Source organism: Pandoraea iniqua, assembly GCF_902459685.1.
Lineage (GTDB): Bacteria > Pseudomonadota > Gammaproteobacteria > Burkholderiales > Burkholderiaceae > Pandoraea > Pandoraea iniqua.
Genome location: NZ_CABPSF010000011.1, coordinates 1 through 13,127, shown reverse-complemented (window position 1 = coordinate 13,127; position 13,127 = coordinate 1). Strand labels below are relative to the sequence as shown.

Below are 13,127 nucleotides of genomic sequence, written 5' to 3'. Positions count from 1 at the left end.
CTTCATGGAGACGGCAGGGGGTGTTCAACTGAAACCGGCGCACTTTGGAGTACGCCGGAAGTTTTGCGGGCGCGGGCGCCTCCTCCCGACTCGCAACATGACTGCAAGTTTAAGAGACCACGCGCGACGGATAAATACGCAGATTGGAAAACATCTGTTGTGAAATCTGAACAAAATCCCGGGCAGGTGTCCGGGCCTGCCGTCAAATCCACTGATCGTTAGCCACGGTGCGGTCGCCGCCGTCGCCGTCACCGGTGTTTCGCACACCACGCGGTTCGATCAGCAGCAGCTTGGCTTCCTTCGGCGCGAAAGGCTTGTGCTCCGTGCCTTTCGGCACCACGACCATCTGGCCCGCAGGCACGACGATGGTGCGCTCACCCTCGGGGCCGCCGCGCACGTCGATGTTCAATTCGCCCTCCAGAACGATGAAGGTCTCGTCGGTATCGCCATGAGCGTGCCAGACGAATTCGCCAATCACCTTGACGACCTTGAACTGGTAATCGTTCATCTCGGCGACGACGCGAGGCTGCCAATGGCCGTCGATCTGGGAGATTTTGGCTATCGGGTCGATAGCTTGGGACTGTCCGCGCTGTGCCGGGGCACCGGCGGCGTTGTAGTGGGAGGAGGGCATCGTTGGCTCCGGTCGTGAGGGGATGCGTCGAGCCTACGCGCCCGGCCGGCGGCCGTATTGAACGTTTGTGCGGGGCGGGGCCTCGCGCTTCCCTGCTTATCCTCCGGCGGCGCTGCGGGCGGCCTGAAGCCAGCGGCCCGGCGTCAGGCCGAACGTCTTGAGGAAGTGCCGCGACATATGGCTCTGGTCCGCAAAGCCCGCGTCGGCGGCCGCATTGGCCAGCGGTTGGCCGGCCATCAGCAGGCGCCGGACGACGTCGAGCCGGCGCATCGTCAGGTAGCGGTACGGGCTCGTGCCGTAAAACTGGCGGAAATCGCGCGACAAGCTCCAGCGATCGCGGCCGGTGGCGGCTTCGAGCATGTCTAGCGAAACGGCTTGGGTGCAGTTCGCGTGCAGAAAGTCCAGCGCACGGCGCGCCGCGAAATAGTCCCCCGTGGGGTCGCGTCGAGGGTCACCCGCCACCGTCGCCAGTGCGTGGGCGAGTTCGGTGAGCGCGTCGCTTTGCTCCAACGGCTCGAGCGTGTCTCCAACCTGCTGGAGCAGGGCCTCGGCGGCAGCGGCCAGTCGTGGATCGGTCGACAATCCGCCTTCTACGAACGGCAGCGAATGCCCTCCAAGCACGGCCTGAAACAGCGAGGGCTGCACGTAAATCATGCGATAGCGGAAGCCTTCGTCCGTGCCGGCCTGCCCGTCGTGGGCTTCGTCGGGATGCAGCACCATGGTGTGGCCCGGCAGGCTGTCGCGCCGGTCCCGCCGGTAGTTGAAGCTTTGCACGCCCGCCAGCGTGCGGCCGATGGCATAGGTGTCGTGGCGATGCATCGCGTATGCGTTACCTTGAAACCACGCTTCAATGCGCTCGACACCATCGACCGGGGTGGCGCGTTTGACCCAGTCGGCGGTGGCAGGTTTGGCTGGTTGCGGCATAGGCGTGAAGGCGTACGGGTGTTTCGATGATCGTGAATGTGGTCCAGAACCGCAGGTTAGCCGATCTTGGCCGCCTGCCCGGCAATGACCCGCCATGTCGCCCCGTGAGGCCGCCAGAGCCGCGTGTAGGCGAACGTGCCATCGAACGTCATCGTCCCGTACTGGCCGGCGAGCGTCGCTTTGGTCGTCGTCAGATATAGCGTGTCGATGCGGCGGATCTGGGTATCGAAAAAGTCCAGTTGCTTCAGATGCAACTGCCCGTCGCGATGCACCGTCAGGTCTTCCTGTTTGGTGAGCACGCGCCCGTCGGGCGTGGTGAACACCAGATCGTCGTCCAGCAGGCGCTCCAGCGCTGCCACGTCGCTGGCGAGCATCGCGGCGCGCAGTTCGGCTTCCAGTGCAGCAATGGCGCTGATGGTGGCGCTGGTCTTGTCGTCGTCCATGGTCAGGCATCCTTTAGTCGTCTTGCTGATAACCATTCCCGTGGCGGGAAGAAAGTGTCCGGCATCGACCGTCATAATGGCGCGAACATCATTGCCATTCGTTGATGAAACCGATCATGCAGACCCTGTCGCTCGCGCCCCTTCAGCAGTTTTCCACCGTCCAATTCGTTTTAACCGATATGGACGAGACGTTGACTTACCGGGGGCGCTTGGCCGCCGCGACCTATTCGGCGCTCGAGCGTTTGCAGGATAGCGGTATTCGCGTGATTCCGGTGACCGCCGCGCCGGCGGGCTGGTGCGATCAGATGGCGCGCATGTGGCCGGTCGATGGGGTGATCGCCGAGAACGGCGGCCTTTTCCTCACCCGGGGACACGACGGCCATAGCGTGACGCGGACGTATTGGCATGCGCCGGAAGACGTTGACGGTGTTCAGCGGCAGCTTCAGTCGATTGCGGCGCAGATCGAAGTGAGCCTTCCTCACGCGCAACGCGCCGACGATCAGGCGTTTCGGCTCACCAGTCTGGCGTATCGCCGAAGCGGGACGGAACAGGACCAGCAGATTGTCCGCGCGCTCATCGACGCCGGGGCCGACGCCACGATCAACAATCTCTGGGTGCTGGGCTGGCTCGGCGGCTACGACAAGTTATCGATGTCGACGCGGATACTGGCCGAAGCCTTCGGCGTGGATGCCGCGACCGCTCGCGACGTCGTCGCTTATTCGGGCGATTCCACCAATGACGCGCCAATGTTCGCGTATTTCCAACATACGGCGGGGGTGAGCACGGTCGTCGACTATCTACCGCAACTGCCCGTGCCGCCTGCGTGGATCACGCAGGGGCCCGGAGGTGCCGGTTTCGTCGAATTCGCCGAGGCGATCCTGCGAGGGCGACCGGCCGTTTCACCTTGATCGATCAGTGGCTGCGGCGTGCGAGGACTTCGTCGCGCGGGCCCGCATCCACCACGCGCCCGGCTTCCATGACGACGACGGTGTCGAACCGGCTGAGCAAGCTCGGCCGGTGCACCGAGGCCACGATGCAGGCCGACGGGAAGGCCGCGTCCATGCGGTCGAACACGCGGGCCTCGGCTTGTGGATCGAGGGCGCTGGTGGGCTCGTCGAGCAACAGCAATGAACTTCCCTGTGCCGCCAGTGCGCCGCGTGCGAGTGCCAGACGCTGACGCTGGCCCCCTGACAGGTTGCCGCCGCGTTCACTGAGCGCGCTGTTCAGACCGTCGGGGAGTCGCTGCAACACGTCGTCGAACGCGCCGGTATGGACTGCCGACTGCACGAGCGCGTCGTCGGCAGGTTCGCCGAACGTCAGGTTTTCGCTCACGCTCGCTTCGAAGACATCGGCTTCCTGCGGGATCAGGGTGGCCAGCGTGCGCAACTCGGTCCATGCCACCCCTTGGCCATCGCGTCGCAACTCGCCTTGCTGCGGCGGATAGAGACCGGCGAGCATGCGCAGCAGCGTGCTTTTGCCGCCGCCGCTCGGGCCGATCAGCGCCACGCGTGCTCCCCTTTGCAGTACGAGGTCGATGTTATGCAGCCCGCCGCGCGCGTTGTTGGCGTAGTGCCATGTGGCATCGTGCAGCGACAGTGTCTGCCACGCGGCGTCGGGGTCGACGGCGGGCACAGTGGCATCAGGGTCGCTCGGCGCGTCCCAGATGGGTTCGGCACTGCCGTAATCGGTATGCATGCGTGCGAAGCTCTGGAAGTTCGACGCCATGGCGCCGACGACCGTCGCGGCCTGCTGGGCATATTGGTAAATCATGAAGACGGTACCGAGCAGAATCGCCTGCCCGGGCTGCCGCGTTTGCAGCACGTACTCCACCACCAGAATCCACGTGAGCCCCATGCCGAGCAGGTCGACGGCAAACCACTTGCCCTCGTTGACGAGTACCGTGCGGCGCAACGGCACCATCACCGCGTCCATGCGGCGGCCAAGCACTTTGCGCGAGGCGGCTTGCAGCCGCAACCCGATGACGGTGCCCGCGTTGCCGACGAAATCCAGCAACGCAGCGGCGTAGCGGCGTTCTGCGTCGTTTTCAGCGCGTGCAAGCTGCATCAGGACCCGGTCGAAACGCAGGATGATGACGGCGATGATGACGTAGCCGGTCACCGCTATCGCGCCACTAACGCGCGATAGCAGGGCGAGTGCTACTAACGGTCCGACGAAGTTGAAAGCGCTTTGCAGGTACCCGAACTGGTTCTGGGCGAAGTCGGACAGCGCGCGGCTCGCTTGCACTACGCGGTGCTGTAGCTCGCCCGAATGTCTGCCGTCGCGCCAGACCAGCGGTGCGGCGGCGATGCGCGCGTAAAGCTCGTCGGCCAGTCGTACGCGCACGCGTACGCCGACGTTGCGTTCCAGAATCCGGCCGGGGCCATGCAGCAGCCACGACAGTAAATAGATGCCGACGAGGTAAATAATCCAGCGGCCGGCCAGCGGCATGTTGTCCTGCTGGAGCGCGTTGATGGCCTGCGCGGCCAGCCACGGCATGGTCAGACGCAGTAGCTGTGCCGCCGACAGCAGGCCGGCAGCGCCGAGCATCTGCGGGCGCACGCCGGCGGCATGGTGCCAGAGCGCACGATAAAGATCGCGTGCCGCGCTGCCGAGGCCGATGGCGGCCGGCGCTGAAGTGGACTCGGGCGCCGTCATGCGTCGTTGGGCGCGCCGAACCAGCGCGACGCGGCTTGCACGAGGGCGTCGTGGTCGCGGGGCGTGTCGTTGGCATCACTGGCCCAAGCCACAAAACCGTCGGGGCGCAAGAGGACGGCGCGCAAACCGAAGCGCTGCTTGGCGTCGCTGCCGTAGTACGCGATGCGGCCGTTCCAGCGGCTCGCGAGGGCGTTCAATGACGCATCGGCTTCGAAGTCCACCAGCAACCCGTTGCCGTGGGTGAGCAATGCGCCGAGCTTCGTGCCGTCGATAAATTCGAAATCCGGCGCAGTGCGACCGACGAGCGGATGGTCGCTGCCGAGGTCGTAACGCAGCGACGCGCCCCACACACGCTCGGCAAAGTAGGTCGCGCCGTCGCGGGTGTCGATGACGTCGCGAAGGATGGCGCCGAGCGCGCGAGAACTTGCACTCGGCCGCATGATGCCGACTTGCGCGCGTGACCAGTCGAGCACCTGTGCGCCCACCGGATGGCGTTCGGTCGTGTAGGTGTCGAGCAGATCGGGTGGCGCGTCGCCCCGGACGGTCGCCGCGAGTTTCCACGCGAGGTTCATCGCGTCGCCGAGTCCCAGATTGAGACCTTGCCCGCCCAGCGGCGAATGAATGTGGGCCGCGTCGCCTGCGAGCAGCACGCGTCCTTTGCGATAGGTCGTGGCCTGATAGGCGCGATCGGTCCACGTGGTCGCAAGCGAGAGTTCGGTCACGGTAACGTCCGTGTTGGAGACGCGGCGCAATACCGTCTGCACGTGCTCGCGGGTGACGGGGTGCGTGCGGTGGAAGGCACCGCCGTCGAAGTCGGCGATCGCGATGGTGCCGGGCGGCTGGTAGGTGTACATGCCGGTGGGCGTGTAGTGGCGGCCCGGGGTGAGTTTGTCCGGATCGGCCAACTCGACTTGGGCCGAGTAGCCGGTGAACTCGGGATCGGTGCCGGCGAATTCGATGCCGGCGGCTTTGCGCACAGCGCTGCGTGCGCCGTCGCAACCGATCAGCCATTGCGCGTGAAAGACTTCGCCATTCGCATGAACGGTGACGCCGTCGTCGGTGGTGTCGAAGCCATCGACGCCGCAACCGCGCCGGATTTGCGCACCCGACGCGATGGCGTGCGCCGCCAGCACCGATTCGATGTGTTCCATGGCGACGGCCACACTGGTACCCGCTGGATTGGGCTGGAAGTATTGCCACTTCGCGGTGTCGACATTGTCCTGAAAGAACTGGATGCCCGCGAAATGCCCGCCGGGTCGGCGAGCTTGCTGCATCCAGTGCGGAACGCTTGCGTTCGCATTCGCGCCGGTACCGGCCTTCGCGTGTTGCGGTGCGGTGATGTCGTCGAGCAGGCCGCGACGATAGAAAGCATCGAGCGTAGGCATCGAGAGGCCACGCAATCCGAAGGGCAGCCGCTTTAAAGGCGAGTCCGGTGTTTCGGCTTGCTCCAGCACCAATACCGACAGGCCTGCGAGCCGTAGCTCACAGGCGAGAAACAAACCGACGGGGCCCGCGCCGGCAATGATGACTTCGTAGATCAAGGTGAATTCCTTTATTGCATTTGGACGCGGCACACGATCGTTTTCGCGATTATAGGCATCCCGCGTTGGAGAAAGCGCAGCAGTGGCGCTGCGCATCGTTCGGCATCCGTTTCATGTAGAATCGGCCACGGCGTGCAACCGCGCCTCCATTCCGCGGAAAGGGTTCTGCCCAGGTAAAGCGTTTCACCGCATTTTTCATGCGACTCCCGGCCAATGAGCGGATACGGCTATCTTTGGAGATCGTATGCCTCAAGACCTTCGCGCCACGGCGCAAAACGGTTACATCGACCTTGCGCAACTGCGCAAGCGTGCCAAGCAACGCCTCAAACAATTGCAGGAACAAGGTCCGTCCGTCGGGCAAAACGCATTGCTGCACCGTGGCGCATCGCCGGTGCTCGCGGATGCGCAATGGTTGGTTGCGCGTGAACTGGGTTTCGCCAGTTGGCCGAAACTCAAGGCCCATGCCGATGCCATTGAGTTCGCCGCAAAGCATCCACAATTTGCCGCCGACGATGAAGCCGGCACGCAGCATTGGCGTTGCGGAAACGACATTGCGCACAGTCTGCGTGTGGCCGGGTTTCAAGGCGAATTCCACATGTTCGCCGACCCATACTGCATGGGGCCGGTGCCGGATGTCCCGCTGGCGGCGCTGATCGAGGCTCGCTGTGAGTTCATCAGTCAATGTTTCGAGATGCCGTTGCAAGCTGCGCGGCAACGTGCGCAGACCGAATACGGCGCGTTGTCCGGGATGTCTCGGGCCAAGCGTGTGGTGCTGTGGTGCGAGGCCGATGCCTACGACCAGCTGTTTCTGATTGCGGTGCTGGCAAACATGACGCAGCGGCCCGAGCGGTTGGAGTTGATCGAGATCGACAGTGTCCCGGGCGTGGAGCGATTTGTCGGCATGGGCCAATTGGCGCCGCAGGTGCTGGCGTGGCTCTGGCCGCGCCGCCGGGTGCTGCATGACGACGCGTTTTCGTTGGCGCGCAGCGCGTGGGACGCTTACCGGGCTTCGACGCCGCAGGCTTGGGCGGAACTCTGTCGGGACGCGAGTCCTGTACTGCCGCTTCCGCTACTCGTGCCCGCGCTGAAACGCCAGTTGCAGGAGTTGCCGTCGCTGCGCGATGGTCTGGGGCTGACCGAGCGCCTTGCGCTAGAAGTCATTCGCGAGGGCGAGGGCATCACGCTTGCGCAGGTGTTTTCCGAACTGACGCTGCGCCGTGACCCGCTGCCATTTCTGGGGGACACGATGTTCTACGCGATGATGCGCGGCCTGACTGACGGGCGGCATCCGCTTATTGCAGCGTTTGATGCTGAAGCGCAGCCGGCGCGCGAAAAGCGCATCGTCGGTTTGACCCCGCTAGGCGAGCAGGTGCTGCACGGCAAGGCCTATTGGCCCGATCATGCCGAGACCACGCGATGGGTCGGTGGCGTGCGGATCGAGCCTCGCGCCGCGCATTGGGCGCTGGATGAGAATCTCACGCCGGTGCTGAGGCAGCCTTCCCGCTGATGACGACGTAATGACGCACGGCGGTGTGGCTGCCGATCGCTTGGTTGCCGCACCGTCCACATGGGGCGTTAAACCTTTTTGACGAATTCCGTTTTCAGACTCATAGCGCCGAAGCCGTCGATCTTGCAATCGATGTCGTGATCGCTGTCCACCAGACGGATGTTCTTTACCTTGGTTCCCATCTTGATCACGCCACCGGAGCCCTTCAACTTCAGGTCTTTGGTGACGGTCACAGTGTCGCCGTTTTGCAGAACGGTGCCGGTCGAATCGCGATAAACCTTCTCGGTCGGTTCGGTTGACGCGGCCGCTTGCGCAGACCATTCGTGTGCACATTCCGGGCAGATGCAGAGGCCGCCGTCTTCATACGTGAACTCGGAATTGCATTTCGGACAGGGAGGCAATGCGCTCATAGCGGGATCCTTGGGGCAGACGGAAGCATTTAGAGCGCGAGAGTATAACGCCAGCGGTGGCTAAAGATGCTGGCGTGCGGGACGTTATGCCATGTACGTTCATCCCAATCCATCAGACACCATGCGTTCATCGTTAATGATCCATCCCACGCTGCCGGCGCGACAGGTTAAATGTGGTTTCAATATCGGTGCGCTGCTATTCGGGACCTTGTGGGCATATACCGAAGGGCTGATGGTGCAAGGTGGACGCATGGCCGCGGCCGATGCAGCGGCGGCCATCTTCGTCTATGCCGGACAACCAGCGTTGGTGGTGGCCGGATTGATCCTGTTCGCGGCGAAGAATGTCTACGCGGCACGTCATGGGGGCACGTGGATACGCACGCAACTTGTCCGCCAAGGCTATCGTGAGGCAGGTGGCTAATCTGCATGACGTGTCGCTATCGACCGCATGACTCGGGATCGATGCGGAGAATCGCAGTAGTATCGGACGACGGCTTTCTTGGCAGATCATCCCATGCGAATCGATCATCCTCCACAGTTGAATATCGCCGGCATTTCTCTCCGGCAACTTGAGCGTGCCGATCTGGGCGCCTGGTATTCCTATTTGCAGCTACCCAGCGTCGTCGAACACACCAGTTGGAATCTGCAATCCTCCCAAGACCTGATGCCAATGTTTGAATCGCTGGAATCCACTTCCAGCGAATCCATTCGTCGTGTGGCGGTCATCGACAATGCCTCGAACGAACTGATCGGCACGATCGGGTTTCACACGATTTCCGAGCGAAACAGGACAGCAGAAATCGCCTATGACCTTGCGCCGTCTCATTGGGGCCGCGGCATTGCGCGTGTAATTTGTTCCGCGGTGACACAGTGGGGATTCGAGGTGAATAATTGGGTTCGTATTCAGGCCGTGGTTGTCGAAACCAATCTGAGATCGGCGGCCGTGCTTAAGGCGTGCGGATATCAGCCGGAGGGTTTGTTGCGTGCCTATCGAATGGTTCGCGGCACGCCGCGCGACTTTGTCATCTATTCGCGGCTGGCGACGGATACGTAAGTCGCCGGTGCGACAGTACTGTTGCGGATTTGCGGGCGAAGCGCAATGCCTGCCGATTCGCGAAGATTGTCAGTGTGGGGTGTCTGGAAGGAGGTGAGTGCTTATGTCCGATACCAATGTGTTACGTCCGTTCGCGTTCGTTCTTGCCGTGCCGAGCATTGAACGCAGCGCGGCATACTTCAGCGAAGTTCTCGGTTTTCAGGTGGAGTGGGCAGAGGCTTCCGATTGGCGTCTCGTCTCTCGGGGCGCGGTTCGCATCATGCTGGGCGGCTGCCCCAATGCGCAGCCGCCGTCGCAGATTGGCGATCATAGTTACTTCGGCTATATGGAAGTCGACGACGTCGATGCGTTATACAAAGAGTTCGCGCTGAAAGAGGCGATTCTTTTGATGCCACCCACCGATCGTCCCTATGGCATGCGGGAATTCACCATCGCGACGCCCGACGGGCATCGATTCGTTGTGGGGCAGGTGATCGGTCAGCATAAAGCTGACGAATGAGGTTTTAGCGCTTCCGCTAACGAATTTCGCGCGTGAAATAACAAAAGCCCGTTGATCTTGCGATCAACGGGCTTTTCGTATTTGGTTGCGGGGACAGGATTTGAACCTGTGACCTTCGGGTTATGAGCCCGACGAGCTGCCAGACTGCTCCACCCCGCGTCTGAGAGATAGAATAATACGGGAATAACGCGCATCCTGTCAAACGTTTATGACATTTATTTTAAGGACTCCCGCGATATCGTGCGCGACACGCGCATTTCTCCCGCCTCTCACGCATGTTGTTCAATCGATATCAGAAGGTTGCAGAGGCGCAGTTCAGCGCGGTGCAGACGGCGCTGACCGTGGCTGACGTTGGCTGGCAATGAGGCGGCCAATCACCAGCGAATGGTCACCCCAGCCTGCACGGAGTGATCCAACGATGCCGGATTCAAGCCGCGTTTGTAACCCACATCGAGATCGAGATCTTTCGTCGGGCTGTAGATGGCACCGACCAGTGCGTAGGCGGGGCGCGTTGTCGACGTCGGGTCCGTGTTCGTTTGATAGCCGACGTCCAATGCCACTCGGAACTTGTCGGTCACGCTGAACAGCACTGCCGCCGAGGCATTCCACAGGTTTTTCCGATTTCCGTCCCGGTTGTCGTTCCAGACGTAACCGGCGTTGGCGAGAAACGTCCAACGGTCGAGATCGTATTGCATCAGCAGATTCGCGCCGGTGGTTGCGCGACCGTTGCCAAGCCCGCGATCGTGACTTGCCGTCGGCAGCGTCACGAACGGTTTCAGGCCGAGACTCCAGTGGTCCCCCTCCAGAAAACGCCACTTGGCCTGCAATTGCGGATCGGCAAACCCGTTAGTCCATCCCGCCCCGTCGGGACGATTCCGCTGATACGGCGCCTGAATCGCGATGTCCAGATTCGGCAGCACGCCGTAGGTCAGCGTGGAATTCCATTGCTGCTGGCGTGCGTTGACCAATGACGTCCATTCACTACTGAGCTCTAACTGCCAGTTACCAGTGTCTTGGGTGCCGGTGTCATCCGTTACGAGCGGGTTCATCGCGTTTGCGCCTAGGGGGGCGAGGGCTGCGGCGAGGATCAGAAGTTTCTTCATCGAAAACTCCGGCTGGCAGTTCATTGGCCAGACGTTGGATTTTTTATGTCGCCACGTGCAGCGCGGGCCGAGCGTGGTGTTGGGGACGGCGTATCGGGAAATGAAACAGTCGGGCGGATCGTACGCGGCGGCGCTGGGCAGCGTCAACCGCGTTTGAATGACATGGGGCATTCCTCAATGGCTGGCGTCGTGCGAGTCACGACGACGTCATGGGGATATGTTGGCGGAACTCGCGTCATGGTCGAAACGTCGTAGGAAGCCGCCCACGTCGGTGATAGACTCCGCCGCCCTTTACCTTTACGTCGTGGCGCATTTCGTGTGCGAGCAGGGCGTCGCGATGCGTCTCCATGCAGCAGATGGCGAGTGTCGAGGATGTTGTGTCATGGCTTTCCCCTCTCTTCTTCCTCATGCAAGCCAGAAGTCATCTTATTTTCGGTATCGGCGCGACGTGGCTGATGCACCGCACCGGCTGGGCGGCCAGCGTTCATGCGTGGCCGTTGACGCTCGTCGGCGCGCTGCTGCCCGATATCGATCATCCCAAAAGTATGTTGGGACGACGGCTGGCCCCCGTGTCCCTTGCGATTTCCAGTGTGTTCGGACATCGCGGCATGACGCACTCGTTGCTGCCGCTAATAGCGTTCGTCGCGGCGTGCATTTACGGCTGGGGCCATGTGCCGCCTTGGGCGTTGGCGCTTTGTGCTGGGTATTTGTCCCACTTGCTTGCCGATTGGCTCACGCCTTCCGGTGTGCCGCTGTGTTGGCCGCTGCGCACACGATTTCGCTCGCCGCTATATGTAACGACGGGATCGTCTGCGGAGTGGTGCGTCGCCGCTGCGCTCGCCTTCGCCATGTGGCGATGGTGGTGAGCGCGAGCGGTTAGCGATGGGGGATGGGTGTCTTGAATCTATGCGCGAGGTTGGGCCGGCTTGTCGTGCATTGGCCCCGCAAGGGCCTCAGCGCCAGACGAGTGGCGGCTCGTCCATGAGGGCGACCTGTTCGCGCAGTTCCAGAACGCGGTCTTGCCAGTAACGCTGCGTGTTGAACCACGGAAACGCGAACGGGAACGCGGGGTCATCCCAGCGGCGTGCCAGCCACGCGCTGTAATGGAGTAAGCGCAGGGTGCGCAGGGCTTCGGTCAGGTGCAGCTCGCGCACATTGAATTCGGCGAAATCTTCGTAGCCACTCAAGACTTCGTCGAGTTGCATCGTCATCTCGCTGCGCGTGCCGGAAAGCAGCATCCATAGATCCTGCATCGCCGGCGCCATACAGGTGTCGTCGAAGTCCACGAAGTGGGGGCCGGCATCCGTCCACAACACGTTGCCACCGTGGCAGTCGCCGTGAACGCGCAGCAGCTTCACCTCCCCAGCCCGCTCATACGCGCGGGCAACACCGTCCAGCGCCAGATCGACGATGGCGCGCCACGCGTCACGCAGATCGGCGGGAATGAAGTTATGCGTCCATAGATAGTCGACCGGGCCGCGACCGTAGGTCTCGATGTCCAGTGTCAGGCGGTGCTGGAACGGCTGCGTCGCGCCGACCGCGTGAATGCGGCCCAGAAAACGGCCTAACCAATTCAGTGTGTCCGGGTCCTGAAGCTCCGGTGCGCGTCCACCGCGCCGGGGGAATACGGCAAAGCGAAAGCCATCGAAGTGATGGAGCGTCTTGCCGTCGATGACGAGTGGGGCGACGACCGGAATCTCGCGTTCCGCCAGCTCTTGCGTGAATGCGTGCTCCTCGAGAATGGCGTCATCGGTCCAGCGGGCCGGGCGGTAGAACTTAGCGATCAGTGGCGGCCCGTCTTCCATGCCTACCTGATAGACGCGGTTCTCATAACTATTGAGCGCGAGCAGGCGCCCGTCGCTATAACTGCCGAGATGCTCGACGGCGCTGATCACCGTATCGGGAAGGAGTGCCGCGAACGGATGGGCGTGCTCGGGGGCTTGCTGGGAAAGATCGGTGTTCATGCGCGCTATTGTGCCAAAGGCGTGGATGCCGGGGCGCACTGCGGCATCTATATATAGGGAAGCTGGGAATTGGCCGTTCCGGATGGGCGGGAAATTAGCCAGAAGCGGACTATTTTCAAAATTGTTTCACAAACCCCTTGCCAGCATCGCCGAACCTGACTAATATCTCGTCTCTCGCAACGACAGCGACGCAGCGAAAGCGGCGAAGCAGAAGGAAGCGACGGGCTGGAAAGCCCGGTGGTTAGTGGTTTTAGAGCTTGTGAGTCGCTACGGCGGCGAACGAAAAGAAGCGAAAAAAACTGTTGACGACGACGAGAAACTGCGACATAATCTCACTTCTCTGCTGCTGATGCAGCGACGCAGAAAACGAAGCGACGGCGCGGTAATAATGCGACG

Annotated in this window: 14 protein-coding genes and 1 tRNA gene; 6 read left to right on the top strand and 9 right to left on the bottom strand. The window is 62.2% G+C overall.

Features of this window, described 5'->3' with window-relative positions; genetic code table 11:
- Nucleotides 1-202: 202 nt before the first annotated feature.
- From PIN31009_RS26085 to PIN31009_RS26075, 3 genes are all read right to left on the bottom strand, one after another.
- Nucleotides 203-631: a cupin domain-containing protein gene (locus tag PIN31009_RS26085; RefSeq protein WP_150792015.1), complete on the bottom strand. Its 429-nt coding sequence runs from the start codon at nt 629-631 to the stop codon at nt 203-205.
- Nucleotides 632-727: 96 nt separating this feature from the next.
- Complete coding sequence (locus PIN31009_RS26080) at nt 728-1,555, bottom strand: AraC family transcriptional regulator (RefSeq protein WP_150792014.1); 828 nt, start codon at nt 1,553-1,555, stop codon at nt 728-730.
- 56 nt (nt 1,556-1,611) lie between these two features.
- Nucleotides 1,612-1,998: a nuclear transport factor 2 family protein gene (locus PIN31009_RS26075; protein ID WP_150792013.1), complete on the bottom strand. Its 387-nt coding sequence runs from the start codon at nt 1,996-1,998 to the stop codon at nt 1,612-1,614.
- 116 nt (nt 1,999-2,114) lie between these two features.
- On the opposite strand from PIN31009_RS26075, the gene PIN31009_RS26070 reads away from it, so the two are divergent.
- Nucleotides 2,115-2,906 carry an HAD-IIB family hydrolase gene (locus tag PIN31009_RS26070; RefSeq protein WP_150792012.1) on the top strand — a complete coding sequence of 264 codons (792 nt, stop codon included), beginning with the start codon at nt 2,115-2,117 and terminating at the stop codon, nt 2,904-2,906.
- 4 nt (nt 2,907-2,910) lie between these two features.
- Here the strand turns inward: PIN31009_RS26070 and PIN31009_RS26065 are convergent, their stop codons facing one another.
- Together PIN31009_RS26065 and PIN31009_RS26060 are read right to left on the bottom strand one after the other, a co-directional pair.
- The gene (locus tag PIN31009_RS26065; RefSeq protein WP_150792011.1) at nt 2,911-4,653 is read right to left on the bottom strand and encodes an ATP-binding cassette domain-containing protein; all 1,743 of its coding nucleotides are present in this window, start codon (nt 4,651-4,653) and stop codon (nt 2,911-2,913) included.
- Complete coding sequence (locus PIN31009_RS26060) at nt 4,650-6,194, bottom strand: FAD-dependent monooxygenase (RefSeq protein ID WP_246185867.1); 1,545 nt, start codon at nt 6,192-6,194, stop codon at nt 4,650-4,652. Before PIN31009_RS26060 ends, PIN31009_RS26065 begins: the two co-directional genes overlap by 4 nt.
- A gap of 244 nt (nt 6,195-6,438) precedes the next feature.
- Between PIN31009_RS26060 and PIN31009_RS26055 the strand changes: the two genes are divergently transcribed.
- Nucleotides 6,439-7,701: a DUF1835 domain-containing protein gene (locus PIN31009_RS26055; protein WP_150792010.1), complete on the top strand. Its 1,263-nt coding sequence runs from the start codon at nt 6,439-6,441 to the stop codon at nt 7,699-7,701.
- 68 nt (nt 7,702-7,769) lie between these two features.
- On the opposite strand, the gene PIN31009_RS26050 is transcribed toward PIN31009_RS26055, so the two are convergent.
- A complete protein-coding gene (locus PIN31009_RS26050) occupies nt 7,770-8,111 on the bottom strand; it encodes a zinc ribbon domain-containing protein YjdM (RefSeq protein WP_150792009.1) in 342 nt (113 codons plus the stop codon).
- Between the two features lie 91 nt (nt 8,112-8,202).
- Between PIN31009_RS26050 and PIN31009_RS26045 the strand changes: the two genes are divergently transcribed.
- From PIN31009_RS26045 to PIN31009_RS26035, 3 genes are all read left to right on the top strand, one after another.
- Entirely contained in the window at nt 8,203-8,532 is a 330-nt protein-coding gene (locus PIN31009_RS26045; protein WP_150792008.1) for a hypothetical protein, read from the top strand.
- Between the two features lie 93 nt (nt 8,533-8,625).
- Nucleotides 8,626-9,165 (top strand): GNAT family N-acetyltransferase, encoded by a 540-nt coding sequence (locus tag PIN31009_RS26040; protein WP_150792007.1) that lies wholly within the window; start codon nt 8,626-8,628, stop codon nt 9,163-9,165.
- A gap of 103 nt (nt 9,166-9,268) precedes the next feature.
- Nucleotides 9,269-9,664, top strand: a complete 396-nt coding sequence (locus PIN31009_RS26035; RefSeq protein ID WP_150686101.1) for a VOC family protein — start codon at nt 9,269-9,271, stop codon at nt 9,662-9,664.
- A gap of 82 nt (nt 9,665-9,746) precedes the next feature.
- Here the strand turns inward: PIN31009_RS26035 and PIN31009_RS26030 are convergent.
- Both PIN31009_RS26030 and PIN31009_RS26025 read right to left on the bottom strand, forming a co-directional pair.
- Nucleotides 9,747-9,823, bottom strand: a tRNA-Met gene (locus PIN31009_RS26030).
- A 215-nt stretch (nt 9,824-10,038) separates the two neighbouring features.
- Nucleotides 10,039-10,767: a transporter gene (locus tag PIN31009_RS26025; protein ID WP_150792006.1), complete on the bottom strand. Its 729-nt coding sequence runs from the start codon at nt 10,765-10,767 to the stop codon at nt 10,039-10,041.
- A gap of 347 nt (nt 10,768-11,114) precedes the next feature.
- On the opposite strand from PIN31009_RS26025, the gene PIN31009_RS26020 reads away from it, so the two are divergent.
- Nucleotides 11,115-11,633 (top strand): metal-dependent hydrolase, encoded by a 519-nt coding sequence (locus tag PIN31009_RS26020; protein WP_217426846.1) that lies wholly within the window; start codon nt 11,115-11,117, stop codon nt 11,631-11,633.
- An 87-nt stretch (nt 11,634-11,720) separates the two neighbouring features.
- On the opposite strand, the gene PIN31009_RS26015 is transcribed toward PIN31009_RS26020, so the two are convergent.
- On the bottom strand, nt 11,721-12,731 hold the full coding sequence (locus tag PIN31009_RS26015; protein ID WP_150792005.1) for a serine/threonine protein kinase: 1,011 nt from the start codon (nt 12,729-12,731) through the stop codon (nt 11,721-11,723).
- Between the last annotated feature and the right edge of the window lie 396 nt (nt 12,732-13,127).

What these genes read in the sequence shown, in the direction of transcription:
- PIN31009_RS26035 (WP_150686101.1), top strand. Translation starts at nt 9,269, where the DNA reads ATGTCCGATACCAATGTGTTACGTCCGTTCGCGTTCGTTCTTGCCGTG.
- PIN31009_RS26040 (WP_150792007.1), top strand. Translation starts at nt 8,626, where the DNA reads ATGCGAATCGATCATCCTCCACAGTTGAATATCGCCGGCATTTCTCTC.
- PIN31009_RS26025 (WP_150792006.1), bottom strand. Translation starts at nt 10,767, where the DNA reads ATGAAGAAACTTCTGATCCTCGCCGCAGCCCTCGCCCCCCTAGGCGCA.
- PIN31009_RS26020 (WP_217426846.1), top strand. Translation starts at nt 11,115, where the DNA reads ATGCAGCAGATGGCGAGTGTCGAGGATGTTGTGTCATGGCTTTCCCCT.
- PIN31009_RS26015 (WP_150792005.1), bottom strand. Translation starts at nt 12,731, where the DNA reads ATGAACACCGATCTTTCCCAGCAAGCCCCCGAGCACGCCCATCCGTTC.
- PIN31009_RS26085 (WP_150792015.1), bottom strand. Translation starts at nt 631, where the DNA reads ATGCCCTCCTCCCACTACAACGCCGCCGGTGCCCCGGCACAGCGCGGA.
- PIN31009_RS26055 (WP_150792010.1), top strand. Translation starts at nt 6,439, where the DNA reads ATGCCTCAAGACCTTCGCGCCACGGCGCAAAACGGTTACATCGACCTT.
- PIN31009_RS26065 (WP_150792011.1), bottom strand. Translation starts at nt 4,653, where the DNA reads ATGACGGCGCCCGAGTCCACTTCAGCGCCGGCCGCCATCGGCCTCGGC.
- PIN31009_RS26080 (WP_150792014.1), bottom strand. Translation starts at nt 1,555, where the DNA reads ATGCCGCAACCAGCCAAACCTGCCACCGCCGACTGGGTCAAACGCGCC.
- PIN31009_RS26050 (WP_150792009.1), bottom strand. Translation starts at nt 8,111, where the DNA reads ATGAGCGCATTGCCTCCCTGTCCGAAATGCAATTCCGAGTTCACGTAT.
- PIN31009_RS26045 (WP_150792008.1), top strand. Translation starts at nt 8,203, where the DNA reads ATGTACGTTCATCCCAATCCATCAGACACCATGCGTTCATCGTTAATG.
- PIN31009_RS26070 (WP_150792012.1), top strand. Translation starts at nt 2,115, where the DNA reads ATGCAGACCCTGTCGCTCGCGCCCCTTCAGCAGTTTTCCACCGTCCAA.
- PIN31009_RS26075 (WP_150792013.1), bottom strand. Translation starts at nt 1,998, where the DNA reads ATGGACGACGACAAGACCAGCGCCACCATCAGCGCCATTGCTGCACTG.